The 24,546-nt window shown below is 60.5% G+C and carries 23 protein-coding genes; 9 read left to right on the top strand and 14 right to left on the bottom strand.

The window, feature by feature from the left end; translation table 11 throughout:
* Nucleotides 1–35: 35 nt before the first annotated feature.
* Both GNF76_RS05750 and GNF76_RS05745 read right to left on the bottom strand, forming a co-directional pair.
* Nucleotides 36–581, bottom strand: a complete 546-nt coding sequence (locus tag GNF76_RS05750; protein WP_155582208.1) for an RNA polymerase sigma factor — start codon at nucleotides 579–581, stop codon at nucleotides 36–38.
* Entirely contained in the window at nucleotides 578–1,225 is a 648-nt protein-coding gene (locus GNF76_RS05745) for a secretin and TonB N-terminal domain-containing protein (protein WP_178123199.1), read from the bottom strand. Before GNF76_RS05745 ends, GNF76_RS05750 begins: the two co-directional genes overlap by 4 nt.
* Before the next feature lie 235 nt (nucleotides 1,226–1,460).
* Here GNF76_RS05745 and GNF76_RS05740 point away from each other — a divergent pair, with 235 nt between their 5' ends.
* On the top strand, nucleotides 1,461–1,772 hold the full coding sequence (locus tag GNF76_RS05740) for a hypothetical protein (protein WP_155582207.1): 312 nt from the start codon (nucleotides 1,461–1,463) through the stop codon (nucleotides 1,770–1,772).
* Here the strand turns inward: GNF76_RS05740 and GNF76_RS05735 are convergent, their stop codons facing one another.
* Together GNF76_RS05735 and GNF76_RS05730 are read right to left on the bottom strand one after the other, a co-directional pair.
* Entirely contained in the window at nucleotides 1,773–2,402 is a 630-nt protein-coding gene (locus GNF76_RS05735; RefSeq protein ID WP_155582206.1) for a LysE family translocator, read from the bottom strand.
* 93 nt (nucleotides 2,403–2,495) lie between these two features.
* Nucleotides 2,496–4,505 (bottom strand): sigma-54 interaction domain-containing protein, encoded by a 2,010-nt coding sequence (locus GNF76_RS05730; RefSeq protein ID WP_155582205.1) that lies wholly within the window; start codon nucleotides 4,503–4,505, stop codon nucleotides 2,496–2,498.
* Nucleotides 4,506–4,701: 196 nt separating this feature from the next.
* Here GNF76_RS05730 and GNF76_RS05725 point away from each other — a divergent pair, with 196 nt between their 5' ends.
* The 3 genes from GNF76_RS05725 to GNF76_RS05715 are packed head-to-tail and all read left to right on the top strand — an operon-like array spanning nucleotide 4,702 to nucleotide 7,484.
* Nucleotides 4,702–5,727: a Gfo/Idh/MocA family oxidoreductase gene (locus GNF76_RS05725; protein WP_155582204.1), complete on the top strand. Its 1,026-nt coding sequence runs from the start codon at nucleotides 4,702–4,704 to the stop codon at nucleotides 5,725–5,727.
* Nucleotides 5,724–6,515 (top strand): TIM barrel protein, encoded by a 792-nt coding sequence (locus GNF76_RS05720; protein WP_155582203.1) that lies wholly within the window; start codon nucleotides 5,724–5,726, stop codon nucleotides 6,513–6,515. The genes GNF76_RS05725 and GNF76_RS05720 overlap by 4 nt, the downstream gene beginning before the upstream one ends.
* A 42-nt stretch (nucleotides 6,516–6,557) precedes the next feature.
* Complete coding sequence (locus GNF76_RS05715) at nucleotides 6,558–7,484, top strand: sugar ABC transporter substrate-binding protein (RefSeq protein ID WP_155582202.1); 927 nt, start codon at nucleotides 6,558–6,560, stop codon at nucleotides 7,482–7,484.
* A gap of 51 nt (nucleotides 7,485–7,535) precedes the next feature.
* Here the strand turns inward: GNF76_RS05715 and GNF76_RS05710 are convergent, their stop codons facing one another.
* A complete protein-coding gene (locus GNF76_RS05710; RefSeq protein WP_246211867.1) occupies nucleotides 7,536–8,054 on the bottom strand; it encodes a GNAT family N-acetyltransferase in 519 nt (172 codons plus the stop codon).
* Between the two features lie 283 nt (nucleotides 8,055–8,337).
* Between GNF76_RS05710 and GNF76_RS05705 the strand changes: the two genes are divergently transcribed.
* Nucleotides 8,338–9,210 (top strand): undecaprenyl-diphosphate phosphatase, encoded by an 873-nt coding sequence (locus GNF76_RS05705; protein ID WP_155582200.1) that lies wholly within the window; start codon nucleotides 8,338–8,340, stop codon nucleotides 9,208–9,210.
* 228 nt (nucleotides 9,211–9,438) lie between these two features.
* Here the strand turns inward: GNF76_RS05705 and GNF76_RS05700 are convergent, their stop codons facing one another.
* Together GNF76_RS05700 and GNF76_RS05695 are read right to left on the bottom strand one after the other, a co-directional pair.
* Entirely contained in the window at nucleotides 9,439–9,675 is a 237-nt protein-coding gene (locus GNF76_RS05700; protein ID WP_155582199.1) for a hypothetical protein, read from the bottom strand.
* 49 nt (nucleotides 9,676–9,724) lie between these two features.
* Nucleotides 9,725–12,049: an FdhF/YdeP family oxidoreductase gene (locus GNF76_RS05695; protein ID WP_155582198.1), complete on the bottom strand. Its 2,325-nt coding sequence runs from the start codon at nucleotides 12,047–12,049 to the stop codon at nucleotides 9,725–9,727.
* 440 nt (nucleotides 12,050–12,489) lie between these two features.
* On the opposite strand from GNF76_RS05695, the gene moaA reads away from it, so the two are divergent.
* On the top strand, nucleotides 12,490–13,488 hold the full coding sequence (gene moaA / locus GNF76_RS05690; protein ID WP_155582197.1) for a GTP 3',8-cyclase MoaA: 999 nt from the start codon (nucleotides 12,490–12,492) through the stop codon (nucleotides 13,486–13,488).
* Between the two features lie 125 nt (nucleotides 13,489–13,613).
* Here moaA and GNF76_RS05685 read toward each other — a convergent pair whose 3' ends face one another.
* Together GNF76_RS05685 and moaB are read right to left on the bottom strand one after the other, a co-directional pair.
* On the bottom strand, nucleotides 13,614–14,819 hold the full coding sequence (locus tag GNF76_RS05685; protein WP_155582196.1) for a molybdopterin molybdotransferase MoeA: 1,206 nt from the start codon (nucleotides 14,817–14,819) through the stop codon (nucleotides 13,614–13,616).
* A complete protein-coding gene (moaB, locus tag GNF76_RS05680; RefSeq protein ID WP_155582195.1) occupies nucleotides 14,816–15,355 on the bottom strand; it encodes a molybdenum cofactor biosynthesis protein B in 540 nt (179 codons plus the stop codon). The genes GNF76_RS05685 and moaB overlap by 4 nt, the downstream gene beginning before the upstream one ends.
* A 239-nt stretch (nucleotides 15,356–15,594) precedes the next feature.
* On the opposite strand from moaB, the gene GNF76_RS05675 reads away from it, so the two are divergent.
* Nucleotides 15,595–16,494 carry a LysR family transcriptional regulator gene (locus tag GNF76_RS05675; protein ID WP_178123194.1) on the top strand — a complete coding sequence of 300 codons (900 nt, stop codon included), beginning with the start codon at nucleotides 15,595–15,597 and terminating at the stop codon, nucleotides 16,492–16,494.
* On the opposite strand, the gene GNF76_RS05670 is transcribed toward GNF76_RS05675, so the two are convergent.
* The 3 genes from GNF76_RS05670 to GNF76_RS05660 all read right to left on the bottom strand — a co-directional run bounded on the left by GNF76_RS05670 (nucleotide 16,491) and on the right by GNF76_RS05660 (nucleotide 19,522).
* A complete protein-coding gene (locus GNF76_RS05670; protein WP_155582193.1) occupies nucleotides 16,491–17,444 on the bottom strand; it encodes a Dyp-type peroxidase in 954 nt (317 codons plus the stop codon). The genes GNF76_RS05675 and GNF76_RS05670 overlap by 4 nt on opposite strands.
* 101 nt (nucleotides 17,445–17,545) lie before the next feature.
* A complete protein-coding gene (locus tag GNF76_RS05665; RefSeq protein WP_155582192.1) occupies nucleotides 17,546–18,646 on the bottom strand; it encodes a polyamine ABC transporter substrate-binding protein in 1,101 nt (366 codons plus the stop codon).
* A gap of 60 nt (nucleotides 18,647–18,706) precedes the next feature.
* Nucleotides 18,707–19,522 (bottom strand): carbon-nitrogen hydrolase family protein, encoded by an 816-nt coding sequence (locus tag GNF76_RS05660; protein WP_155582191.1) that lies wholly within the window; start codon nucleotides 19,520–19,522, stop codon nucleotides 18,707–18,709.
* Nucleotides 19,523–19,637: 115 nt separating this feature from the next.
* Between GNF76_RS05660 and GNF76_RS05655 the strand changes: the two genes are divergently transcribed.
* The gene (locus tag GNF76_RS05655; protein WP_155582190.1) at nucleotides 19,638–20,432 is read left to right on the top strand and encodes a helix-turn-helix transcriptional regulator; all 795 of its coding nucleotides are present in this window, start codon (nucleotides 19,638–19,640) and stop codon (nucleotides 20,430–20,432) included.
* Here GNF76_RS05655 and GNF76_RS05650 read toward each other — a convergent pair.
* A complete protein-coding gene (locus GNF76_RS05650; RefSeq protein WP_155582189.1) occupies nucleotides 20,383–21,531 on the bottom strand; it encodes a DmpA family aminopeptidase in 1,149 nt (382 codons plus the stop codon). The two genes, GNF76_RS05655 and GNF76_RS05650, sit on opposite strands and share 50 nt — an antisense overlap.
* A gap of 212 nt (nucleotides 21,532–21,743) precedes the next feature.
* Between GNF76_RS05650 and GNF76_RS05645 the strand changes: the two genes are divergently transcribed.
* Entirely contained in the window at nucleotides 21,744–22,967 is a 1,224-nt protein-coding gene (locus tag GNF76_RS05645; protein ID WP_155582188.1) for an MFS transporter, read from the top strand.
* 73 nt (nucleotides 22,968–23,040) lie between these two features.
* Here GNF76_RS05645 and GNF76_RS05640 read toward each other — a convergent pair whose 3' ends face one another.
* On the bottom strand, nucleotides 23,041–24,513 hold the full coding sequence (locus tag GNF76_RS05640; protein ID WP_155582187.1) for an aldehyde dehydrogenase family protein: 1,473 nt from the start codon (nucleotides 24,511–24,513) through the stop codon (nucleotides 23,041–23,043).
* Between the last annotated feature and the right edge of the window lie 33 nt (nucleotides 24,514–24,546).

Below are 24,546 nucleotides of genomic sequence, written 5' to 3'. Positions count from 1 at the left end.
GCAGGTACTCACGGATTTTTCCAGGGACTCAACACTTAAGACGGTTTTCCGGCACCGGGACCGAACCGCTGGATCACTTTTCTTTCCAGGCGCTGTGCGCAATGCCCCAGGGCCGCCTTGATTTCCTTCTCGACCATGCGCGTAGAAATGCCAAAACGCTGGGAGATTTCCAGGTGCGGCGCCTCTTCCAACCGAGCGGCAATGAGGATCTTGCGTCGCCGTGCCGGCAGCTCGTAGAGGGCCTTGACCAGGGACTGGATTTCTTTCTGGCCACCCACCACCCGGGACGGGTCCTGGGCTTCATCCACCGTTTGCAGCAGCTCTTCGACTTCACTGCCGGTCAACAAGCGGGCATCCGCCTGGCGTCGGTCGGCGGCAATGTTCAGGGCCATGCGGTAGAGATAGGCATTGGGTTGCAGCAGGTTCGGCGGCTCCTCCATGCGGTCGACCCGCAGGTAGGTTTCATGCAGGACATCATTGGCCAGGTCCTCCGACCCCAGGCGCTTGCGCAGGCGCACCCTGAAATCATCGTAGGATGCCAGGAACAACCTGACCATCGGACTGTGCCCGGTGTCTTTCATGCCCCCGGAACTCCTTCCCCTGCTGTGCATTCCATGCGTTTTCCTGTGGTGTCGGGCATCAAAAGCAAGGTAACCGGCAAGCGCAACGAGCTGGGTGCCGGACGTTCGACTTGGGTGCTGGCGAGGGTGCGTACCAGTACCTCGTCGCGCTGAAGATCACCAGTTGAGGTGACCAGGAAACTGTGTTCGATGAGACCGTCATGATTGACCCACACCTGAACCAGGGCGCGAAAGCTGCCCGGACGGGTCTGCGGCGAACGGCACAGACTGCGCTCGATGGCCTGCTGCAAGGCCGTGGCGTAGCTGCTGTTGATCCGCGCGGCGCCGCGCGCCTTCGGCCCCCGAGTCGACGCAGGCGTGTTGACCTCGGGTACCTGCAGGGTGAACGCATCACTACGGGCATAACGCGCCATCAAGCCAGTTCCTGTCAGTAATACGCCCAAGGCCTGCGGTGCACTGTAACGCCCGTGCACCCCAATCGACCGCCGTCCCCGCGTCAGTTCACGGTCCACCAGCACCGCCATCCCGGTGGCCCGGCTGAAGGCTTCCAGGGCCGGCGCCAGGTTCTGTGCCGGCAGGTCGAGGTTCAGCAAAGGCGACACCTCGGCCTGCGCCGCACGCACGCCCACCGACACTGTCAGAATCAACAGCAAAGCCCAGCAGCAGCACGCGAAAGCCGCGTGCCACCAAGCCCCCCGCTCGACCCTCGCTCTGCATCGCTGCACGGCTGACGTGTCCTAGAAAACCGTCATCCTGAGGCCAGTTTATGAATCTGATGTTACGGTGATAGCAAAAAAAACATCACCGTTTCGTCAGGTGCCGTGCACTACACTTGCCGCCTATAACGGCCTACTTCTTCGAGGCCGCATGGAGGCGAAAATGAAGCTGCTCCCGACCCTTGCCGGCCTGCTGCTGTGCGCAGGCCTGCCGTTGATCGCCCACGCCGAAGCGCCCCCGAGCGGCTGTACCGAGGTCAAGGTTGATGGCTACAAAGCGCCGGACTATGGCTGCCTGAGTCAGCAGATGGGCAACAACCCGCAGGCGGCCAAGGCCGCGCAGAAGAATAAAGAAGCGCAGAACGTACCCATCGAAAAGCGCCCACCGAATCAGGTCGGCCTCTCGACCCCGGCCGCCACCAGCGTGCGCATGGGCAATACCTTCGGCACCTCGGTCAAGCCGCAGCGGCCGTGATCAATGGCTACCCTGGCGCCGATACAAGGTCAGCCCCAGCGCCAGCATCACCAGGATGCCCGCACAACTGCGGTTGACCCACTGCATCACCCTGGATGAGAACCTGCGCATGGCATGACGCCCACCGAGGGCGTAGGCGCTCATCATCACGCAGTCGACCAGCACGCTGATCACCGCGAGTATCAGGTACTGCTGAGCAACGGGTTCGGCGGGTTGAATGAATTGCGGCAGGAACGCCGAAAAGAAAATCAGCCCCTTGGGATTCGACAGCCCGACGAACAACGCCCGCAGGAACGCCGAACGGCCACTTGCGGTGCTCGCCACTTCAGACGCGGACAACGCCCGGGTCGGCGCACGCCACAACACCCAAGCCAGGTACAGCAGATACAGCGCACCCACCCATTTGACCAGTGAGAACAGGTGCTCGGAAGCCTGGAGCAATGCCCCCAGCCCCAGACCCACGGCGCCGATCAACAGCAGGTCGGACAAGGCCGCGCCCGCGATGCCGAAGCCGGCGACCCGCATGCCCCTGGAGGCGCCATTGCTCAACGCCAGGAGCATTGAAGGACCGGGCGTCATCATCACGGCGCTGACGGCGAGGATGTAGAGAAGCAGCGTTGAAAGGTCCATCGTGGCAAGGCTCCGGCGTGGGGGGCGGACGGTCAATGTAGACGACACTGCGCCGGACAGGCAACGTCTGAGACACAGCAGGGAAACATGACCTCAGTGGTTGAGGGCCTGACGAAAATCCCCGGCACTCAGCCCAAAGCGCGTCATCTTGTTGTACAGCCCGCCACGGGACACATTCAGCTGCCTGGCAGCCAGGCGGACATTGCCGCTGGTGTCCTTGAGGGCCGCGATGATCGCGTTCATTTCATGGGTGCCCAAATCCTGGGCGACCTGGGGTTGCGGCCTACTGCCTGACACAGCCTGACGGGGACGTTGCGTGATCTCCAGGGGCAGGTCCACCACCTGAATCAGCTCGGTCACCGCCAGGTTGGTCGCACGTTCAATGGTGTTTTCCAGCTCACGGACATTGCCCGGCCAACCGTAGGCCGCCAGGATCTCCAACGCCTCGGGTGCGATCCCCTGCACTGACTTGCGCATTGACCGCGCGCAACGGCCAAGAAAATGCCGCGCCAACAAGGGAATATCGTCCCGGCGCATACGCAGCGGCGGCACCGTCAGGTTGAGCACGTTGAGCCGGTAGTAAAGGTCTTCCCGGAAGGCACCTTCGGCCACCGCCTGGCTCAGGTTACGGTGGGTGGCGGCGATGATGCGCACGTCCACCTGACGGGATTTCTTGGCCCCCACACGTGTCACTTCACCTTCCTGCAAGACCCGCAACAGGCTGACCTGGGCGTCGAATGACATGTCGCCGATTTCGTCGAGAAAGATGGTGCCGCCATCGGCCAATTCGAACTTGCCCGCAGAACCGCCACGGGCCGATCCGGTGAAGGCGCCCTCGACATGCCCGAACAATTCACTCTGCACCAGGTCCCGCGGAATCGCCCCGCAGTTGACGGCCACGAACGGCCCACTGCAACGGTCACTGGCGTTATGAATCGCCTGGGCAAACAGTTCCTTGCCGGTGCCGCTCTCACCCAGGATCAAGGTGGTCGAATCACTGCGACTGGCGATGCGGCCCAGGTGCAAGGCGTCCTGGATCGCACGCGAAGTGCCCTGAATGGTCTCGAAGGTGTAGCTGGCCTGGGTGCCGATGATCCGTCGGGTGATTTCCCGGATACGCCGGTTTTCACGCAGAGACACCACGCGCCCACCCTGCTCCAGTGCGCAAACGGAAACCAGGCACGCCAGGTGGCTGCGATCATGCAGCTCGAACGTGCAGTCCAGGTCCCGCAGCCCTTCCCCGTCGCGCATCAGGATTTCAGCGCTCAGCTCACTCTGGCCCAGGCGCTGGAACGGGCTACCGAGCAAGTCCCGGCCCACGCGAAACAGTTGCCGGGCATAGCCGTTGAGCGCCTTGATGCGACCCCGCTCATCCAGCACCACCAGGCCCTCATTGAGCACTTCAAGCACGGTTTGCTGTTCTTCCAACAGGGTTTGCAACGCCATCTGCCGCGAGACCGCTTCGGCGGCAGCCTGGACGGTGCCCAGGGTATGGAAGTGAAACCAACCTGGCTCGGCGGTCAGGGTCAGCATCGCCAGTGTCTTGCCCTGATCATCGCGGATGGGCGCTGCGGCGCAGTGCATGCGCCGTCGACGCAAGCCGGTGCCGAAGTTTTCCTCGGCCAGCACGTACATCAACCGGTCCTCGGTAATCGCCAGCCCGGTGCAGTTAGTGCCCTGTACCGACTCCAGCAGTCGACTGCCCACCGGGGTAAGGTCCAGGCCGCAAAAATACAGGGTCGTGCCGTCGGCATCGGTCAGGTTGATATGGCCCCTGGGGTTGTAGGCCAGTAACCCACGCATGACTTCTGCGGCAGCGGCGATCAACACCCGATTCTTCGTCAGGGTGGCCGACAGGCTGTCAGGCGCGACAAACCGGTAATGGCCATCGTCCGAGTCAAGGCCGGCCTCGACACTGCGCCGCCAGGAGTCCCAGATCACTTGCCTGACGCCGGCCGGCCGCACGGTGCGTCCTTCCTGGCACGCTTGCCATGCCCGGTCCAGCTCGGCAATGGGTTCGCCACTCAAGGACGCAGGCCCCAGGGCCGTAATGTAATCCAGGTCTTCAGCGCTGAAGGCCATGGGCTGTGGGTTTACCGGCATCGACGTTCGCCCCTATGTTCATATTTTTGACATGTCAGTATAGACATGTCTTTTAAATGAACGATTACTTAATAATCAAAATAATAAATACTTAATTTTCAATCAGTTAATAAATGGCATGACGCTTGCTCTGTTGTCCATACCCGCACAGAACGCCTGCCGCGGAGCCATTGAACAACAAGAAAAGGAGTCATCCATGGGTACTACTTCCAAGATCATCCGCCTCGGCCTTATCGGTGCCGGTCGTATGGGCAGCTTTCACGGCCTGACTGCCGCTCGACACATCCCCGGTGCCTGCCTGGCCGCCATCGCCGACCCGACACCCGGCCAGGCCGCTCGCCTGGCGGCGGAGTTAGGTGTCGCGCGGGTCTACACCGACCCACAACAACTGCTGGAAGACCCGGAAATAGACGCCGTATTGATCGCCGCCCCGGCCCGCAGCCATGCCGAACTGGTGATCAGCGCTGCCCGCGCCGGCAAGGCGGTGTTTTGTGAAAAACCCATGGCCATCACCCTCGACGAAGCCGACCGCGCCATCGCCGCAGCCGCTGACGCCCAGGTCGCGCTGCAAGTCGGTTTCAACCGGCGCTTTGCCAAAAGCTTTCGCACCGCCCACCTGGACGTGGTCGCCGGCCGTATCGGTACGCCGCAACTGCTGCGCTCGCTGACCCGTGACCCGGCCTTGAACAACCCGGCCGCTTCGCCGCAATGGGTAATTTTTCTCGAAACCCTGATTCATGACTTCGACACCCTGCGCTACCTCAACCCCGGCGCCGAAGCCGTTCAGGTACAAGTCATGGCGGATGCGCTGATCGCCCCGGCCTACAAGGACAAGGGCTTTCTGGATACGGCCGTGGTCACGATCCGCTTCGACAACGGTGCCATCGCCACCGCCGAAGCCAACTTCCAGGCGGTCTATGGCTATGACGTGCGCGGTGAAGTGTTCGGCAGCGCAGGCATGCTAACCATGGGCAGCCTCAACGACTGCGACCTGGTGCGTTACCTGGCCGGTGGCATCCAGGCCGATACCCAGCGCATGGACACTGACCTGCTGCGCGACGCCTACATCGCCGAGCTCAACCACTTTGTCGAGTGCGTGCGTACCGGCGCCAAACCCCTGGCCAGCGGCGAAGATGCCCGCGCAGCCCTGGCCATTGCCCGCGCCTGTATCGAATCCTTCCAGCAAGGCAAGCCGGTGGCCGTGCCAGGAGCCCGCTCATGAGCTTCATACCGTTCAAACTGGCCGTCAGTGCCGAGATGGTCTTCCTCGACCTGCCCTTCACCGAGCGCGTCAAACGGATTCACGCCTTGGGTTTCAGTGTTGAAATCTGGGACTGGACACAAAAGGACATCGCAGCCCTGGTCGCCAGCGGCGCTGACTTCACCTCCATGACCGGCTACATCGCCGGCAACCTGACCGATGCCGACGATATCCAGCTGCTGCTGGGCAGCGCGCGGGAATCCCTGGGCATCGCCGCCCAATTGAATTGCCCCAGCCTCAATCTGCACGGCACCGGCCTGGGGGATCGAGGCCTGCCGGTCAAGCCCGTGACCCACACCAGCGGGCGCATGTGGTTGAGCGCCTGCAAGACCCTGGAAAAAATCGCCCGCCTGGGAGAAGACGCCGGCCGGGTGTTCCTGCTGGAGAACCTCAACACCGAGGTCGACCACCCCGGCACACCCTTCGCCCGCGCCGACGATACCCTGGCGTTGATCGAGGCCGTGGGCAGCGCGCATTTGAAGATGAACCTGGACCTTTACCATGCCCAGATCGGCGAAGGTAACCTGATCGAACTGATCCAGCGCGCCGGCAGTGCCATCGGCGAAATCCAGGTGGCCGATGTGCCGGGCCGCAAGGAGCCCGGCACCGGCGAAATCCATTACCCGGCGATTGCCAAGGCTTTGTTCGACATGGGATACACCGGCGTCGTCGGGCTCGAAGGCTGGGCCAGCGGCGACAACGAAACGGCCCTGGAGCGCTTTCGGCAAGCCTTCACCCTGCACCACTGATCTTGATGAATTTCAACTCATAACAACAAAAGGAAAACCATCATGAGCCGCTGCACCTTGTTTTTTGCCACGCTGTTAATGCTCTTCAGCCAATGGACATTTGCTAGTTATCGCATTGGCGTCAGCATCGCCAGGGTCGACGACAACTTCATGACCTATGTGCGCAATGGGCTTGAACAGGCCGCGAAGCAAGCGGACGTCCAGCTCCAGCTCGAGGATGCCCAAGGCGATGTGGTTCGCCAGCTCAATCAGGTGGAAGGCTTTATCAACCAGAAGGTCGATGCCGTGATTGTGTTGCCCGTGGACACCGCCGCCACCGCCAACATCACCCGTGCCGCCGTCGCGGCGAAGACACCATTGATCTATATCAACCGCCACCCCGACGAGGCCGTACTGCCTGAAGGCGTGGTCACCGTAGCGTCCAAAGAGATCGAAGCCGGGCAATTGCAGATGCGTTTTCTCGCCGAAAAGCTGGGGGGCAAGGGTCGCCTGGCGATCATCATGGGCGACCTCGCGCAGAACGCCACCCACGAACGCACCGAAGGCGTCAAACAGGTGCTCAAGGACTATCCCGGCATCACCATCGTCGAACAGCAAAGTGCCGAGTGGCAGCGCAACAAAGGCATGGACCTGACCAGCAACTGGCTGCTGGCCGGCACCCATTTCGATGCCATCGTCGCCAACAACGACGAAATGGCCATCGGCGCCGCCATGGCCCTGCAACAAGCCGGCAAAGCCAAGGGCGAGATTGCAATTGTCGGCATCGACGGCCTGCCTGACGGCCTGGCGGCCATCAAACGCGGGATGCTCGCGGCGTCAGTGTTCCAGGACCCCAAGGCTCAGGCCAGCAGTGCAATGCAAGTGGCGATCAAACTGATCAAGGGTGAGCCGGTGGAGGGGGATGTCTGGGTGCCCTTTCAGTTGATCACACCGGATCAGGTGGCGCTGTTTGAACAGCGTTACAAATAGAGCAAAACCTCGCACTGCCTCCACCCAGGAGGCAGTCAGACTGCCCTCTCCTCAATGCACCGCCCGCGTCACCAGAAAACTCACCAACTGCGGATCATCCTCCAGTTCAATCGCCTGAACCGGTCGTGGCAGCCCATCCATCACCGAACGCCAGAACGCCTGGGACGCCTCGTCCTGATCATAGAAACGCACCAGCCAATTGGCGTCCCCGCTGGTCAATACCTGGGTGGCAATGGCCCGGCCGATGCCCTTGCGGCGATAGCGTTTCAGAATAAACAAGTCGGCCAATTCCAAAGCGTTGAGGTCCGGCAACTCGCTGGACTCGATCAACAGGAAGCCGGCAATGTAACCGTCGACCAACAACAGATTGGCGCTCCACTGCGGCGCTTGCCAGTAGCGGGCCAGGTGTTCCTCGTGAATGTAGAAACGGCCGTCCACTTCCACGTCTTCCTGCTCCCAGTCGGAGGATTCATAGGCATAGAACTGGTAAAGGTTGCGGATCAGTTCGGCGTGTTCCGGGCCAGTCTGGATCATCTCGACGGTGGTTTCGGGGCTTGAAGGCATTGGCATCTCGGTCAACGAATCGCGAAGTCGCCACGTACCGGGGCGTCTTTTGGGGGCGGCTATTGTTCACAAAACCTGCCCCCAACGCCATCACTCATAACATCGATCGCTGAACCTTTCAGTTTCCTGAATCACTTGCATTTTTCTCATCTTGTTACAAAATTTTCAGCAAGCATCAACTAGACTCGGCGTGCTGGATGAAGCCCTCGAACGCGCTGGCGCACGGTTCCAGCCCTGTTTTCCTTGAATGGAACACCCTCCTCCCTTCTTATTCCCAAGGATAAGTATTTTGACAAATATCTGTTCCAGCGGCCTTGACGTTGGCTTTGCTTCTCTGGATTACCTGCAGATCGGCATCCTGGGCATTATCCAAGGCATCACCGAGCTGTTACCGGTTTCTTCTACCGCGCATATGCGCATCGTCCCGGCCCTGCTCGGCTGGCCCGACCCGGGTTCCGCGTTCTCCGCCGCCATGCAACTGGCGGCATTGGCGGCCGTGGTCAGCTACTTCTGGCGGGATGTGCGGCAAGTGGTGACGGGGAGCGTAGGTGCCGTACGCCAAGGTGACTTCAACAACCAGTGGTTCAAGCTCGCAGTGGCCATCGTGCTGGCCACCATCCCTATCGGCATTGCCGGCCTGGCGTTATCCTCGACCCTCAACGCCTGCAACTCGCCGTTGCGCGGCCTGATGGTGATCGGGATTTCCTGTGTGGTGATGGCAGTGTTACTGGCTGCGGCCGAACTCAGCGCGCGCCATCAGCGGACCGTGGGTGAGATGCGCCTGCGGGATGCGTTGATTGTCGGGATTGCACAGATCGGCGCGTTGATTCCCGGCGTGTCTCGCTCCGGTTCGACCCTCACGGCCGCGCTGTTCCTGAACTTCAAACGCGAAGAAGCGGCGCGCTTTTCCTTCCTGCTGGGTTTACCTGCCATCGCCCTCGCCGGCCTGAAAGAGCTGTGGGTGCTATTCCATGCGCAACTGCCGGCGCAAGCGTGGAGCCACCTGATCTTTGGCCTGGTGGTTGCCAGTGTCTCCGCATTTTTTGCGATCTGGGGCCTGATGAAGTTCCTGGAACGGTTCTCCACCTGGCCTTTCGTGATCTACCGCGCGGTGCTGGGGGTTTTCCTGATTGTGGCGGTCAGCACCGGGTTGTTGAGCTGAGTCCACGGTGGCGAGAGGGCTTGTCCTAATGTGGGAGATGTCGAGCCCCGGCGAGGCTGCGATGGCGTCGGCACATCAAACATTGATGTTGCCTGACCCACCGCTATCGCAGCCTCGCCGGGGCTCGACAGCTCCCACCGTTGATCTCTGCCGCCTTAAGCATTGCGTTCGCTTATTTAACTGACAGGCATTAAGACTTGTGCCCTCACCACAGGTCAGTGCTCGCTTTTAGCACATCAAGCCTACCCACCGCTCCGCCGCCTGTTGTGCTTCTTGATACGCCTGTTCGTAACTGTCCCATTGGTCGCCCTCGACATACGCCATCAGCGGTGGTGACCCAGCCAGGGTCAGCGTCGCGCCAACCGGCACGTCGAGCGGCGGGCTCCAACTGAAACCAATCTGCACCACCACGCCTTTTTTCGTCCTGTACTCAACGGGATGCGACTTATCAATACGTACCGACATTTATCTCTCCTCGATCCGGCGCCCTGGCGATGCCGCCCCCCAACCGGGCTCAAGCACCGACGGCTTGAATCAGGTTGCTCGCCTGCGCCGGCTCAAGCCGGATCGAGATGAACTTGGAGGTGGGGGTGAAGGTACGGTCGCCGTAACTGCCCAGCGGTACCAGCGGGTTGGTCTCCGGGTAATAGGCGGCGGCCTGCCCGGCGGGGATGTCATAGGCAATCAGGGTAAAGCCGCTCACTCGACGCTCACGACCGTCACCCCACAACGAGACCATATCGACCTTTTGACCGGGCTCGTAGCCCAGTCGGCGGATGTCCTGCTCGTTGATGAACAGCACTTCGCGCATGCCATACACCCCACGGTAGCGGTCATCCAGGCCATACAGCGTGGTGTTGTACTGGTCGTGGGAGCGCAGGGTTTGCAGGATCAGGTCCGGCTTCACGTCCAGGTTACGCACACCTTCGGGGATCAGGTGCTCCGGCAGCTCGCTGGGCACGAACATCGCTTTGCCGGTGGCGGTGTGCCAGATGCGTTCGGCCGCCGCGTTGCCCAGGTGGAAACCACCCGGGTGCAGCAGCTTGGTATTGAAGTCCTCGAAACCGGGGATGGTGTCGGCGATCAGGTCACGGATGCGGCCATAGTCGGCGACGGTCCAGAGCCAGTCGATGGGGTGCTTGCCCAGGGTGGCGTTGGCAATTCCGGCGATGATCGCCGGCTCCGAACGCATCAGCGCGGATTTGGGTTTCAGTTGGCCGTGGGAGATGTGCACCATGCTGAAGGTGTCTTCCACGGTCACCCCTTGTGGGCCTTCCTGCTGCATGTCGATATCGGTGCGGCCCAGGCACGGCAGAATCAGCGCTTCACGCCCCGTCACCAAATGGCTGCGATTGAGCTTGGTGGCAATGTGTACGGTGAGGTCGCACTGGCGCAACGCCGCATGGGTGCGCGGGCTGTCAGGCGTGGCTTGGGCGAAGTTGCCCCCCAGGCCGATGAAGACTTTTGAACGCCCCTCCTCCATCGCCTCGATCGCGAGAATGGTGTTATGCCCATGCTTGCGCGGCACCTTGAAATCAAAGCGCGCTTCCAGTGCGTCAATGAACTCAGGCGGCGCCAGTTCGTTGATGCCCATGGTGCGGTCGCCCTGCACGTTACTGTGGCCACGGACCGGCGACAGGCCGGCACCCGGACGGCCGATATTGCCGCGCAACAGCTGCACGTTGATGATTTCCTGCACGGTCAGCACCGAGTTCGTGTGCTGAGTCACACCCATGGCCCAGCACATGATCACGTTCCTGGCCTTGCGGTAGATGCGCGCGGCCAGTTCGATCTCTGCCAGGGTCAGGCCGGACTGTTCGACGATGTGTTCCCACGGCGTGGCGTCGAGTTCAGCCAGGTAGGTGTCCAGGCCCGAGGTATGTTCAGCGATGAACTCACGGTCAAACACCGCCTCACCCTTGTTTTCGAGCGCGTCACGCTCCCACGCCAACAGGAATTTGGCGATGCCGCGCATCGCCGCCATGTCGCCGCCCAAGGCCGGGCAAAAGTACGCCGAGGAAGTACGCTCGGAGCCGTTGGTGAGCATTTCCAGCGGGTGCTGCGGGTGCTGGAAGCGTTCCAGGCCACGCTCCTTGAGCGGGTTGAAACACACTACCTGGGCACCGCGCTTCACCGCTTCACGCAGCGGTTCAAGCATGCGCGGGTGATTAGTACCGGGGTTCTGGCCGATGACAAAAATAGCGTCGGCGTGCTCCAGGTCGTCAAACGTCACCGTGCCCTTGCCCACGCCGACACTGTCGCCCATGCCCACGCCACTGGCTTCATGGCACATGTTCGAACAGTCGGGGAAGTTATTGGTGCCATAGGCACGCACGAACAGCTGATAGAGGTAAGCCGCCTCGTTGCTGGCCCGGCCGGAGGTGTAAAACTCGGCCTGGTCGGGCGAATCCAGCTCCTTGAGGTGCTTGGCGATTAACGCAAAGGCCTCATCCCAGCTGGTTTCGACATAGCGATCATAGGAAGCGTCATAGCGCATGGGGTGCGTCAGGCGGCCCTGGTATTCGAGCCAATAATCACTTTGCGCTGCCAACGAAGACACGGTGTATTTGTTGAAGAACGCAGGGTTGACCAGTCGACCGGTAGCCTCCCAGTTGACCGCCTTGGCGCCGTTCTCGCAGAACTTGACCAGGCCATCTTCCGGCGACTCGCCCCACGCGCAGCCCGGGCAGTCGAAGCCGCCGTTCTGGTTGGTCTTGAGCATCGCCCGAATGTTCTTGAACGCGTTTTCGCTGCCCAACCAGTACTTGGTCACGGCCATCAGCGCGCCCCAACCGGCGGCAGGCCCCTTATACGGTTTATAACGCTCAACTTCACTCATGATAATTCTCCAGGACGTCACACGCAGGCGGCTGCCTAATTTGAAACGCTTGTTGGTAGCTAATCTTATCTACAGACAAAATGTGACTTGGGTTCATCCAGCTTAGATTATTTACACAGCGCCAAAACACCGTTCAGCCGGCCAAAACCAGAACCACGAATCAAGCCTATTGTGTGTTCGCCCTGGGTGTCTAATCACAAATAACGACCAAACCATCGGCGTCATCTATCAAGATTTATTTTCTTATAGATCAATAAGTTAATCATATAAAACAATAACTTTAAGGCGTGATAGAGCGCATTGATCAACCGGTTGTTAATAGCAATTAGACGATAACTTCAAATGACTTTAACCTCCGTTTAACAAGGCCCTTATAGACTGGCGGCCTTACAAATACTGGCGCCAGGGTTGATGCAACTGGACCGCTGGCGGAGGTGGTGATGTCAGATCGAATCTTGATGGATAGTTTTTCTCGACGGGTCGACTATCTCAGGATGTCGGTGACCGACCGCTGTGATTTCCGCTGTGTCTATTGCATGGCCGAGGACATGCAGTTCTTGCCACGCCAACAGATCCTGTCCCTGGAAGAACTCTATCTGGTGGCGGAGCGTTTTGTGGCCTTGGGCACTCGGAAAATCCGCCTGACCGGGGGTGAGCCGTTGATTCGCCCGGGGGTGGTTGAACTGTGCCAACGCATCGCGGCGCTGCCGGGGCTGCGGGAACTGTGCATGACCACCAACGGCTCGCAGTTGGGCAAACTGGCGTCACCGCTGTTTGACGCAGGCCTCAAGCGCCTGAACATCAGCCTGGACAGCCTGGACGCCGAGCGGTTTCGCCAGCTGACCCGTACCGGAGACCTGGCACAGGTCATCAACGGTATCGATGCCGCGAACGCAGCCGGTTTTGAACACACCAAGCTCAACTGCGTGGTGATGAAAGGCCGCAACGATCACGAGATCAACGACCTGGTCGAGTTTGCGATTGATCGCAGGCTGGACATCTCGTTCATCGAAGAAATGCCCCTGGGCGTGATCAGCGAACACAGCCGCGCCGACGCCTTTTTCTCCAGCGCCCAGGTGCGCGAGCGGATTAGCGAACGCTACACCCTCATCGACTCTGCCGAATCCACCCAAGGCCCGTCGCGCTATTGGCGCCTGACTGAGGCGCCGCATATTCGCCTGGGGTTCATCTCACCCCACAGCCACAACTTTTGCGCGACCTGCAACCGGGTGCGCCTGACCGTCGAAGGCCGGCTCCTGCTGTGCCTGGGCAATGAACATGGCGTGGACCTCAAGCAAGTGCTGCGCCGCTATCCCGGCGAGCCTCAGCGTCTGGAGCAGGCGATCGTCGAGGCCATGAAGATCAAGCCCTACCGGCACAACTTTGAACTCAATGACGATGTGCAAATTGTCCGTTTCATGAACATGACCGGCGGATAACCCACGCCCTGGACAGCGCCCAGGACCTTATGGCCGCTGTCGAGGCGCGAGGCTGCGGCGTGTCCGCAGGACCGCCGCCTTGGGGCCGCTACGCTGCCCATCGCAGCCTCGTGCCTCGGCAGCGGCTACAACAAACCGCAGAACGGAATAAACCGCGCGCTATCACCGGCCTTCAACGTGCCGCCCTGCGGAATCTCCACCAACCCATCTGCCCAGGATGCGCTCAGCAAAATCCCCGAACTCTGGTTGCCATAGGGCACGGCACGGCCGTCCTCCAGCCTCGCTCTGAGGTATTCCCGACGGCCTCCCGCCTTGTGCCAATCAAAACCGACGCTGACCGGGAAACTCAGGGGCGTGACGTTTTCAACCCCCTGGATACGCAGCAAATAAGCCCGGGCCAACAGCCCGAAGGTCACCAGCGCCGACATCGGATTGCCGGGCAGGCCGATCACCGGAACGCTGCCAAAGTAGCCCACGGTCAGTGGTTTTCCGGGCTTTATCGCAAGTTTCCAGAACAACGGCTTGCCGCACTCGCGCAATACTTGCCCCAGGCAATCGGCATCACCGGCCGACACACCGCCGGTTGTGAGGATCAAGTCCGTCGAGTACTGCAGCTGTTCAAGCTTGAGTCGGGTCTGTTGCGGCTGATCGGGGAGCACCCCGCCATCAATGACGTCACAGCCCAATGCGCCCAGCCAATGGCTGAGTAATATCCGATTGCTGTTGTAGATACAGCCGGGCTTCAACGGCGTGCCCGGTTCAGCTAACTCATCACCCGTGGAGAGCAGCGCGACCCGCGGCCGACGTACCACATGCACATGGGTACAGCCCTGCCCGGCGGCGATGGCCAACTCGAAGGGGCCCAGGCGTTTGCCGGCCTGGAGCAGGACTTGCCCGACACGGTTTTCCTGGCCCTGGGGCCGGATATTCTGGCCTGCCACCAGCGGCTTTTTGAAGCGGATACGGCCGTCATCCAGCAGTTCGATGTTCTCCTGCATCTCGACACTGTTGGCGCCTTCAGGGACCGGCGCACCGGTAAAGATCCGGGCACAGGTTCCCGGCAGTAGCGCTTGCGGGGCAACACCGGCATAAATCCGTTGTGACACGGCCAAGGGCTGTCCGTCCCAGTCGTCTACGTTCAAGGCGTAACCGTCCATGGCGCTGTTGGGCCACGGCGGCAAGTCGAGGGTGGCGACCAGCTCACTGGCCAATACCCGTTGCCGGGCATCCGCCAACAGGACAGGTTCGCTGTCGTCGAGGCGTTGGACAGCGGCCATTTCCAGCAAACTGGCAATGGCTTCTTCCACCGGCATCAGCGGTGACACGTTCATCCCCGTGACTCGCAGGCTTTTACCGGCTTGAGATGCGCAACGAAATTGCAGGGGCGGTGGCGCGCGTCCAACTGCTCGGCCAGGATCCCTTCCCATGCGGTGCGACAGGCGCCTGTCGAGCCCGGCAGGCAGCACACCAGTGTGCCGTTGGCCAACCCGGCCAGTGCCCGGCTCTGCACCGTGGAGGTGCCGATATCGAGGATGGAGATGGCCCGGAACAATTCGCCAAACCCATCGACCTGCTTGTCCAGCAAACAGCTCACCGCCTCCGGCGTGCTGTCACGCCCGGTAAACCCGGTGCCGCCGGTGATCAGCACCACCTGAATCTCATCCTCGGCAATCCAGTGGGCCACCTGGGCGCGGATTTTATACAGGTCATCCTTGAGCAGGTTGCGCGCGCCCAGGGTGTGCCCCGCCTCCAGCAAGCGACTGACCAACAACTGCCCGGAGGTGTCATCGGCATAAGCTCGGGTATCACTGACGGTCAGCACGGCAATATTCAACGGGACAAACGGCGTATCCGACTTCACGCTCATGACACTCTCCGGCAGGCAATAATAAAAGCAATGGCCAGAGGCTAAGGCGCTGAAAAGTGACTGTCTAATCGTTCTGGCCAACCGGGTTATCGAGCGCGTCTATCAGCCCGTTTTCGTGCTGCCGGCGGTCATGATAGAGTCGCTCGATCAAGCGTTAAGTCCTTGTGATTGGACGGGTGAGAGGATCGATGAGATCGTCTGCTCACCCTACTCCCCGTGTTTTGTCAGCAGGTGCCTTTGTGGACATCAAGCAACTCAAATTCCTGATCGCCCTGGAACAGACTCGCCACTTCGGACAGGCCGCTGCGCGCTGCCATATCACCCAGCCGACCCTGTCCATGCGTTTGCGTAACCTGGAAGATGAACTGGGGCTGGAACTGGTGACCCGTGGCCAGCGTTTTGAAGGGTTTACCCAGGCCGGTGAACGGGTCCTGGCGTGGGCCCGCACCCTGCTGGCCGCCCATGACGGGCTGTTCGCCGAAGCCGCCGCCTGCCGTGGCCAACTGGTGGGTAACTTGCGCCTGGGCCTGGTGCCGTTGAGCGGCTTCAACCCGATCAACTATGTGCAGGGGCTTTCCCAGACGTTCCCCGAACTCAAGTTCAGCCTGTCGTCCATGAGTTCGGACCGGATTATCGAGGGCCTGGGCAACAATCAACTGGATCTGGGTATTTGCTACCTCGATCATGTCAGTTCCCATCTGCTGGATTTTTTCGAACTGGGCGAGACCCGCGTCGGCCTGCTGTACGACACACGCCATTTCCAGTTCGAAGGCACCGAGATGAGCTGGGAGGATGCCGCCCAACTGCCGTTGGGGATGATCAGCAATGGCATGCACTATCGCAAATCCATTGACCTGAGCTTTCGCAGCCGCGGGCTCGACCCGCAGCCCATCCTGGAGACCGACTCCACGCACCAACTGTTCCAGGCGATCCATGAAGGCTTTTGCTGCTCGATCATGCCCCTGGACAGTGGCTGGGAAAAACCGATCGAGACCCTGGCCTTCATCAACCTCCCGGATGCCAGCGTACTGGCGCCCCTGGGGTTGGTCATGCGCAAGACCGAGCCGCGTTCGGCCATCGCCGAGAAGTGTTTTGCCGAGGCGAAAAGACTGTTTGGCACATTGCCAAACAGTGACTAAAGCTCGCGGTCAGCCAACGCTTCCAGCAGATCGGCGGACGGCACGAAGAACAAGCCGCCGGTCACCGCCGTACTGAAGTCCAGCAGCCGGTCATAATTACCGGCGGGCCGCCCGACAAACATGTTCTCAAGCATCAGTTCCAGCGGCTCCGGCGAACGTGCATAGCCGATGAAATACGTCCCGAACTCCCCGGCGCCCGGCCGGCCAAACGGCATGTTGTCCCGCAGGATTTTCACTTCCTCGCCGTCCTTGGTGATGGTGGTCAAGGCACTGTGGGAGTTGGCCGGCTTGACCTCATCGCCGAGCTCGATATCGGACAGTTTGGTACGCCCGATCACCCGTTCCTGGGCTTCGGTGGACAATTCGTTCCAGGCCTTCATGTTGTGCAGGTACTTCTGCACCAGCACATAGCTGCCGCCACTGAAGGTTGGGTCTTCATCACCGACGATGGTGAAGCCGACCGCCTTGCGCCCGGTCGGGTTCTCCGTGCCATCGACAAAACCAATGATGCTGCGCATATCGAAATTACGGAAACCCTGCACCTCATCGACCACGGTCACAGCATCGCCGAGGGCCGACATGATTTGCGTCGCCAGTTCAAAACACAGGTCCATCTGATCGGCACGAATGTGCAGCAACACATCCCCCGGCGTGGAAACCGCCATGCGCCCTGCTACACCGACTGCATGAAATGGGTGCAGCGATGCAGGACGCGGGCTGCCGAACAAGGCGTCCCAGGCGGTGGAACCAAAGCCGCAGACGCACGTCAGGTTGCCCGTCGGCACGCGCTTGCCGACGGAGCGCGTGAGGGCTGCAACGTCGCCGCACCATTCGCGCACGGTTTGGGCGGCATCACTGCCGGGGGCCAGCGTGGCAACCATGAAAATGGCGCTGCTGGTGATAGGGCTGCAGACAGACTGGGGATCAGCATTCGGGTTGAGCGTTGTCATGATGAGTTCCACAAGCGACAGGCGATAATGAACGATCGCAGAGTAGCAGATGGTGCGCTTGCAGTAGTCGCCCGGAGCGATTTCCGATCCGGGTTTCATGCTCAACTACCGCTCTTGATCTTGCTCCACATCCGCGTGCGAATACGCTCCACCTTCAGTGGCATGGTCTCCAGAGTGAACAAGGTATCCAACACTTCTTTCGAAGGATAAACCCCTGGATTGCGGCGAATTTTCTCCTCCACGAGTTGGGTCGCATCCTTGTTGGCATTGGCATAGCTCAGGTAGTTGGACGAGCGGGCGATCACTTGCGGGTCAAGCATGTAATTGATGAAGGCCAGCCCTTGTTCAGGGTGAGGCGCATCGTTGAGCAGCACCAGGCTTTCGACCCAGAGCGGTGCACCTTCGCGGGGAATGCTGTACTCGATCTGACGGCCATTACCGGCCGCTTCCGAGGCTTTGCGGGCATCCATCACCCCGCCTGCCCAACCCAACACCACACAGACGTTGCCATTGGCCAGGTCGCTGATAAACCGTGAGGAATCGAAGTAGCGAATGTACGGGCGCACCTTCAGCAACAACGCTTCGGCCTTGCGGTAGTCCTCGGGGTTCTGGCTGTTATAGGGCAGCCCCAGGTAGTGCAAGGCGATGGGAATGATATCGCCGGGCGCATCCAGCGTGGCCACGCCGCACTGGCTCAGCTTGGCGATGTTTTCTTCCTTGAAGATCAAGTCCCAGGAGCCGACTGGCGCATGTTCACCCAGGAGTGCCTTGACCTTTTCCACGTCATAACCCAGCCCGGTGGTGCCCCATAAGTACGGCACGGCATAACGATTACCCGGGTCATTGCGTTGCACCTTGGCGAGAATCTCGGGATCGAGGTGGGACCAGTTGGGTAACTGCGTACGGTCCAGGTCCTTGAGCACCCCGGCCTTGATCAGGTTTGGCATGACGTCGCCGCTGGCCACCACCACGTCATAGTTGCTGCGCCCGGCCATGAGCTTGCCCTGCATGACGTCAGCGTTGTCAAACACATCAAACGTCGAGCGGATGCCGGTCTGGGTCTGGAAGTTCTTCATCGCATCCGGGGCAATGAAGTCGTACCAGTTGTAGATATTTACCTGGGGCTCGGCGGCCTCGGCGCCCGCCAGCCCCATACTGAGCAGCGAGGCCAGGGCCAGTTGCATGCAGCGGATACGGATCATCAAGAAACTCCTGGGCAGGCACGCACGCTCACCTGCTGATTATTGTTGTAGGGAGAAAGATCAGGGGATCAGCAGTTCACGGCGGCCATCGGCGTGTTCAACCTGCTCGCCGGCAAGCATCAGGCGTCGATCACTGAGGTAGTGGTAATCACGGCGGGCGGTCTTGAGCTGTTCAAGGTCCAGGCTGACAACCTGCCGACATTCCTCGCGCCCGGCTTCAAACAGCATTCGTCCAAACGGGTCTACCACCGCGCTGGAGCCGGAAAATATCAGATCGCCAGGCCCGCCTTCCGCGCGATTGACCATCACCGCAAACACCTGGTTTTCCTGGGCTCGCGCCATGATCGCGGTACGGTGCACCGGGCCGTAGGGGTCCATGTTGCCGTTGGTGACGATGATCAATTCGGCGCCAAGCTGGGCCAGGGCGCGGGCGGTTTCCGGCAATTCAATGTCGTAGCAAATCAGGATACCGACCCGCACGCCCTTCCACAGCGCAGTGACAAAACGGTCACCTGGGGTGATGTCGCCGCGCTCGTCGGGCCACAAATGGGTTTTGCGATAACTCAGCGCGATGCCTTCCGGGGTCATCAGGACCGAGGTGTTGTAATAGCTGCCACTGTCATTTTCCACCAGCCCGACGACCACTGAGACATTGCGCTCGCGTACTGCCTGCTGGACGGCGTGCAAGGTCGGACCGTCCAGGGTCTCAGCCACGTGCGCCAATTGCTCACCGCCCACGAAGCCCGTCAAATGGGTTTCCGGGAATACCAGCAGGTCAGTGCCTGCTTCGCAGTTGGCAATGGCCTTCAGGGTACGTGCCAGGTTATAAGCAGTGTCACCGTCACGACCGGCCAGTTGCATCAATTCAATCTTCATCGCTTATCCTTGTCCCCATTTAGAAGGCCCTGGTTGCAACATCAAACCCGTCGGGCCGAACCGAGTATGGAGCGCCGCGTCGCGGCAAAAAATCACTTCGATGGGGTACCCCTCAATGGGTAGTGAAACCAATCTGACGTTACAGGACGTGGCCTGGCATGACGCCGTCGGCCGGCTGATCGAGACCCTGGACCAGCCAAACTTCTGGACCGCGCTGGTGCGTTTGCTGCGCCGTTATGTACCGGCGGATAACTGGGTGGTGCTGATTTTCAGCTCGGGTAAACCTCAGGTGCTGGCCGAGTCACCGGGCCTCGATGACGGCCTGGACTTGCTGTTCCAGGAGTATCTCAAAGGCCTGTATTTGCTCGACCCCTTTTACCTGGCCAATCGTGAGGCGCCCAAGAGCGGCCTGTTCCGCCTGGAGGATGTGGCCCCCGAGTGCTTTGAGCAGACCGATTACTACCAGCGTTACTTTCGCCTGAACGTCCTCGCCGATGAAGTCCACATCAACGTCCAACTGGATGCCGAGCGCACCCTGAGCCTGTCCCTGGGCAGCCAGGCCCCCTTCAGCACCGAGCAGGTTGCCCTACTGGGTTTGATCCACCCCTGGGTAGCCGCGCTGATGCGCCAGCGCTCGGTGTTCGAGCAGGAACTCAAGCACGCCCCGGAGCTGCCACCCAACTGGGAGAACCACCTGGAGTCCACGGCCCTGCAGATCAGCTCATCGCTGTCGGCCCGGGAGATGGAGGTGGGCCGGCTGATGCTCAGCGGTTGCTCCAATAAAGAGATCGCTCGCAAGCTGGAGATTTCCGCCGAGACCGTGAAGGTCCACCGCAAGCACATGTACAGCAAGCTGGGGATCAAGTCCCAGTCGGAACTGTTCCTGCTGTTTCTACAGGCCCAGGAGTGAACTCAGGCTGCCAGCCGACTTTTTTCATCGCCGACAGCAGCTGCGCAGGCTTGAGCGCCAGGGCCCGACGGCCACGCCCCTCAAGGTCGTCGGCGGCCAACATGGCATTCACGATGGCCTCTTCCACTGCATCCGCCGCCGCCACGAACAACGCGGAGATGTAATCGTTATTGACCATCTGCAACGCTGTCGTCGGCGTGCCGGGATGCCCCAGGTTGGCCACCGGTAAACCCGTGTTGCCCACCGAAAAAGCGATGAAGATATCGCCACTGTCGTCTTCCGTACCGCCACCCACCCGCGCCAACCCCACACTGGCCCGCTGCGCCAGTCGCGTGCACTGGTGGGGCAACAACGGCGCGTCGGTGGCGATGGTGATCACGATGGAACCCATGCCCGGCACGCCGACGTTTACCGGGCCGTCATAGGGCGACGGCACCTCTTTCAACACCGTGCCCACCGGATAACCCGCGACCCGCAGCGACTCGCGCACGCCATAGTTGGCCTGCACCAGCGCGCCCACGGTCCAACCGCCCTGCTCTGCACTCAATACTCGCGAGGAAGTGCCGATACCGCCCTTGAACTCATGGCAGATCATCCCGGTACCGCCGCCGACACAGCCTTCCTGCACCGGCCCGCTACGTGCGTCCTTCAGCGCCAACTGCACATGCTCGGCGGTGACATGCTGGTCCCAGATATCGCTCAAAATCCCGTCGTAGGTTTCCAGCACCACCGGCATGCACCAGTAGGTGTGCTGGCGGGCCATCTCCCGTTCGGCCGCGACCAACGCATCGCGCACCACACCGACACTATGGGTGTTGGTGCAGGCGATGGGTGTGGTCAACAAACCCGCCTCGCGAATCCACTCCAGGCCCGTGGCATCACCGTTGCCATTGAGCACATGGACCCCGGCAAAGCAGGGTTCCAGGTGCGCCGCGACGGTGCGTGGCTCGATGACGGTCACGCCGGTGTGAATCGAGGTTTCACCTGATTGGACGTTGAGGGTGTGGTGGCCGACTCGCACGCCGGGTACGTCGGTAATCGCATTATTGACACCCGGTTTACCGGTCCCAATCACGATACCCAGATCACGTAAGCGCATGGTTTTGTTCTCAATATTCGATTTACTAAGGTGCCTGGAGTCTAGGGATCGGGGCGACACCTGGCGATAACCCTGATTTGTTACCCCCGTGGCGTTAACCCGGGCGCGCTGGACGATGACCAATGAAGTCCGGGGTTTGGGGCATGGTGCCGCTGTCCCTCAGCCCTATCATTTGCAATCGCGTTTTAACCCAGCAAAGTTCCAGGTGAGTCATGCCCATCCCTAGCGATCACGCCCCCAAAAAAACCTCAACCGGTTTTCTGTTTTTCCTGGCCCTGTCATTGATGGTGTCGCTGATGAACAGCAGCGCCCCGACGCCTCTGTATCCGTCCTTTCAAGAAGCCCTGCACCTGAGCGCAGTCGACCTGACGTTTATCTTCGGCAGCTATGGCGCAGGCGTTCTGCTGTCCCTCATGACCACGGCCAGCCTCGCCGGACGCCTGAAGGACCTGCGCGTCCTGCTGATACCGGCCGCCTTGCTGGTATTTATCGGCGCCGGGCTTTTTTCCCGGGGCCATTCGCTGGAGGCCTTGTGCACGGCGCGGCTGATTGCAGGCTTCGGGGCCGGAGCAATAACGACAGGCGTCAATCTCACCCTGGTGCGTTTCGGGCCCGCAGATAACGGTAAACTGGCGGCGTTGCTGGCCACACTGGCGATGGTCATCGGCTTGGCGCTCGGCCCCGTGTTGAGCGGTGCCGCACTGCAACTGAAGCTTTACCCCCTGGCGCTGCCCTTCTGGCTGATCATGGTGCTGAACCTGACAGCGTTGCTCGGCGCGCTCCTGTTGTGGCCCCGGCAGTCCATCGAAAGGTCTGCATCGACCAACGACCGGGATGCGAAGCCCATGAGCCTTGTCGCCAGCCTGAGAGGCATTGGCCTCCCCTTCCACCTGTGTGCCTGGTCGGTCTTTTTCAGCTGGTCATTTGCCGCCTGCGTCTTTGTGATGGGCCCGGCCAGCGCGGAACAGTTGTTGGGCTTGAATGACCACGGTGTATTTGGCTACAGCATCTCGGCCTACCTGCTGATTGCCGGTGCTAGCCAACTACTGTGTCAAAGGCTGGATGCACGCCGCGCCCTGCTGTCAGGTTTGCTCGCGCAAGGCGTCGCCTTGCTGATTCTACTGGTGGGCTTCTACTACACTTCACTCATGCTCGCAGCCGTGGGACTTGTGATCGGCGGCTATGCCTACGGCGCGATCTTTGTCGGCAGTGCCAGGCTGATCAACCAACTGGCAACATCCCGCAACCCTGCCAGGCTGATCAGCTATTTCTATATCACCGTCTACCTGTTCAATGGCGTACCGGTTCCGTTGGGGATGATGGTGGATTCGTTGGGCACTTCGCAGGCGATCAATGTATGCCTGAGCTTTTTTTTCGGTGCTGCCGTCGCGCTGAGCATCATTGCCAAAAAGATTCGATTCACCCCACCAGGCTGACTTGCCCACTGTCACAGGCAACAAAAAACCGCCGGATCCAGGAAGACCAGCCGGTGAATGAGCGTGGACCGACTTACCGTGGCGCAAACCAGGGTTGCGGTACCTCAGCTTGAACCGTGATGGTTTTTACCTGGGTATAAGCATTCAACGTTTCCCGGCAAAACTCACGGCCTATGCCACTGTTCTTGTAGCCACCAAACGCGGTGCCATCAGTGATATTGGAATAGCGGTTGATCCACACGGAGCCCGCTTCCAACCGACCCGCCGTGACCATGGCGTGCCTGAGGTTGCTGGTGTAGATGCCGGACGCCAAGCCGTACTCAGTGTCGTTGGCCTGGGCGATCAGGGTTTCGTAATCGTCCCAGATGATCATCGACAGCACCGGGCCGAAGATTTCCTCCTGGCAGATGCGCATTCGGTTGCTGGCCTCAAGCAACGTCGGCTGGATGAAGTAGCCATGCTCACAACCCGGTACCTCGGCCCTGGCGCCGCCCGCCAGCAACTTGGCACCCTCCTTGAGCCCGATATTGATGTACTCCAGCACCTTCTCGCCCTGACGAGCATTGACCAGGCAGCTGACACGCACGCTATCGTCCTGGGGTGAACCGACCTTGACCCGCTTGAACGAGGCAATCAGTTTCTCCCTGAACACATCGGCAATGTCCGCGTGTACAAATAGCCGTGTCCCCGCCAGGCATGACTGGCCATTGTTGTGAATGGCAGCAAAGGTCGCGTTGTCGACCACGGCATCCATATCGTCGATATCGGGGAACACGATATTGGCACTCTTGCCACCCAACTCGAGGGTCGCGGGCACCAGGCGCTCGGCCGCTACCTTGGCCACCGTCCTGCCAACTTCAGTGCTGCCGGTAAACGACAGCTTTCTCACCTGCGGATGCTGACTCAAGGCCGCACCGACCACCGCCCCCAACCCGGTGACCATATTCACCACACCTGGGGGCAGAATGTCGTTGATCAATTTGCCCAGCTCAAGGGTTGACAGCGAAGCGTTTTCATCCGGCTTCAACACCACCGTGTTCCCCGCCACCAGTGCCGGCGCCAGTTTGAACGCCGCCATGATCGCCGGCGCATTCCAGGGAATGATCTGCCCGCAGACGCCCAGTGGTTCACGCTTGGCGATGGCATAACCGCCTTCGATCTCACGGCCGGAATCTTCGTGCGCCATGATCACCGAGGCAAAATAACGGTAGTAACGCACAGCCGTCAGGTAGTCCTTGCGCACTTCGCTGATGCAGCGCCCCACATCGTGGGCATCGATACGGGCCAGGCGCTCGCCGTGGGTTTCAATGGCGTCAGCCAGTTGGTTGATCAACCTTGCCCGGGCCTGTTGCCCCAGGGCGCGCCAGGCCGGATAGGCCACCTGTGCAGCCAGCACCGCACGGTCGACGTCGCTTTCGTCGCAATAGTGAATGTCGGCCAAATGCTTGCCCGTGGCCGGGTCGATCGCGGCGAATGGGCGAGCGGTATGGGTTTCAAATACACCGTTGATCAGCGGCCCGTAAGCCCGGTCCAGTGTGATGTTCATCATCTAGTCCTCTGTTTAAATATGGCGCCCGCG

The organism is Pseudomonas spelaei, from assembly GCF_009724245.1.
Classification (GTDB): Bacteria; Pseudomonadota; Gammaproteobacteria; order Pseudomonadales; family Pseudomonadaceae; genus Aquipseudomonas; species Aquipseudomonas spelaei.
The sequence above is the reverse complement of the archived record's forward strand: the minus strand, read 5'-3'. Positions and strand labels throughout refer to the sequence as shown.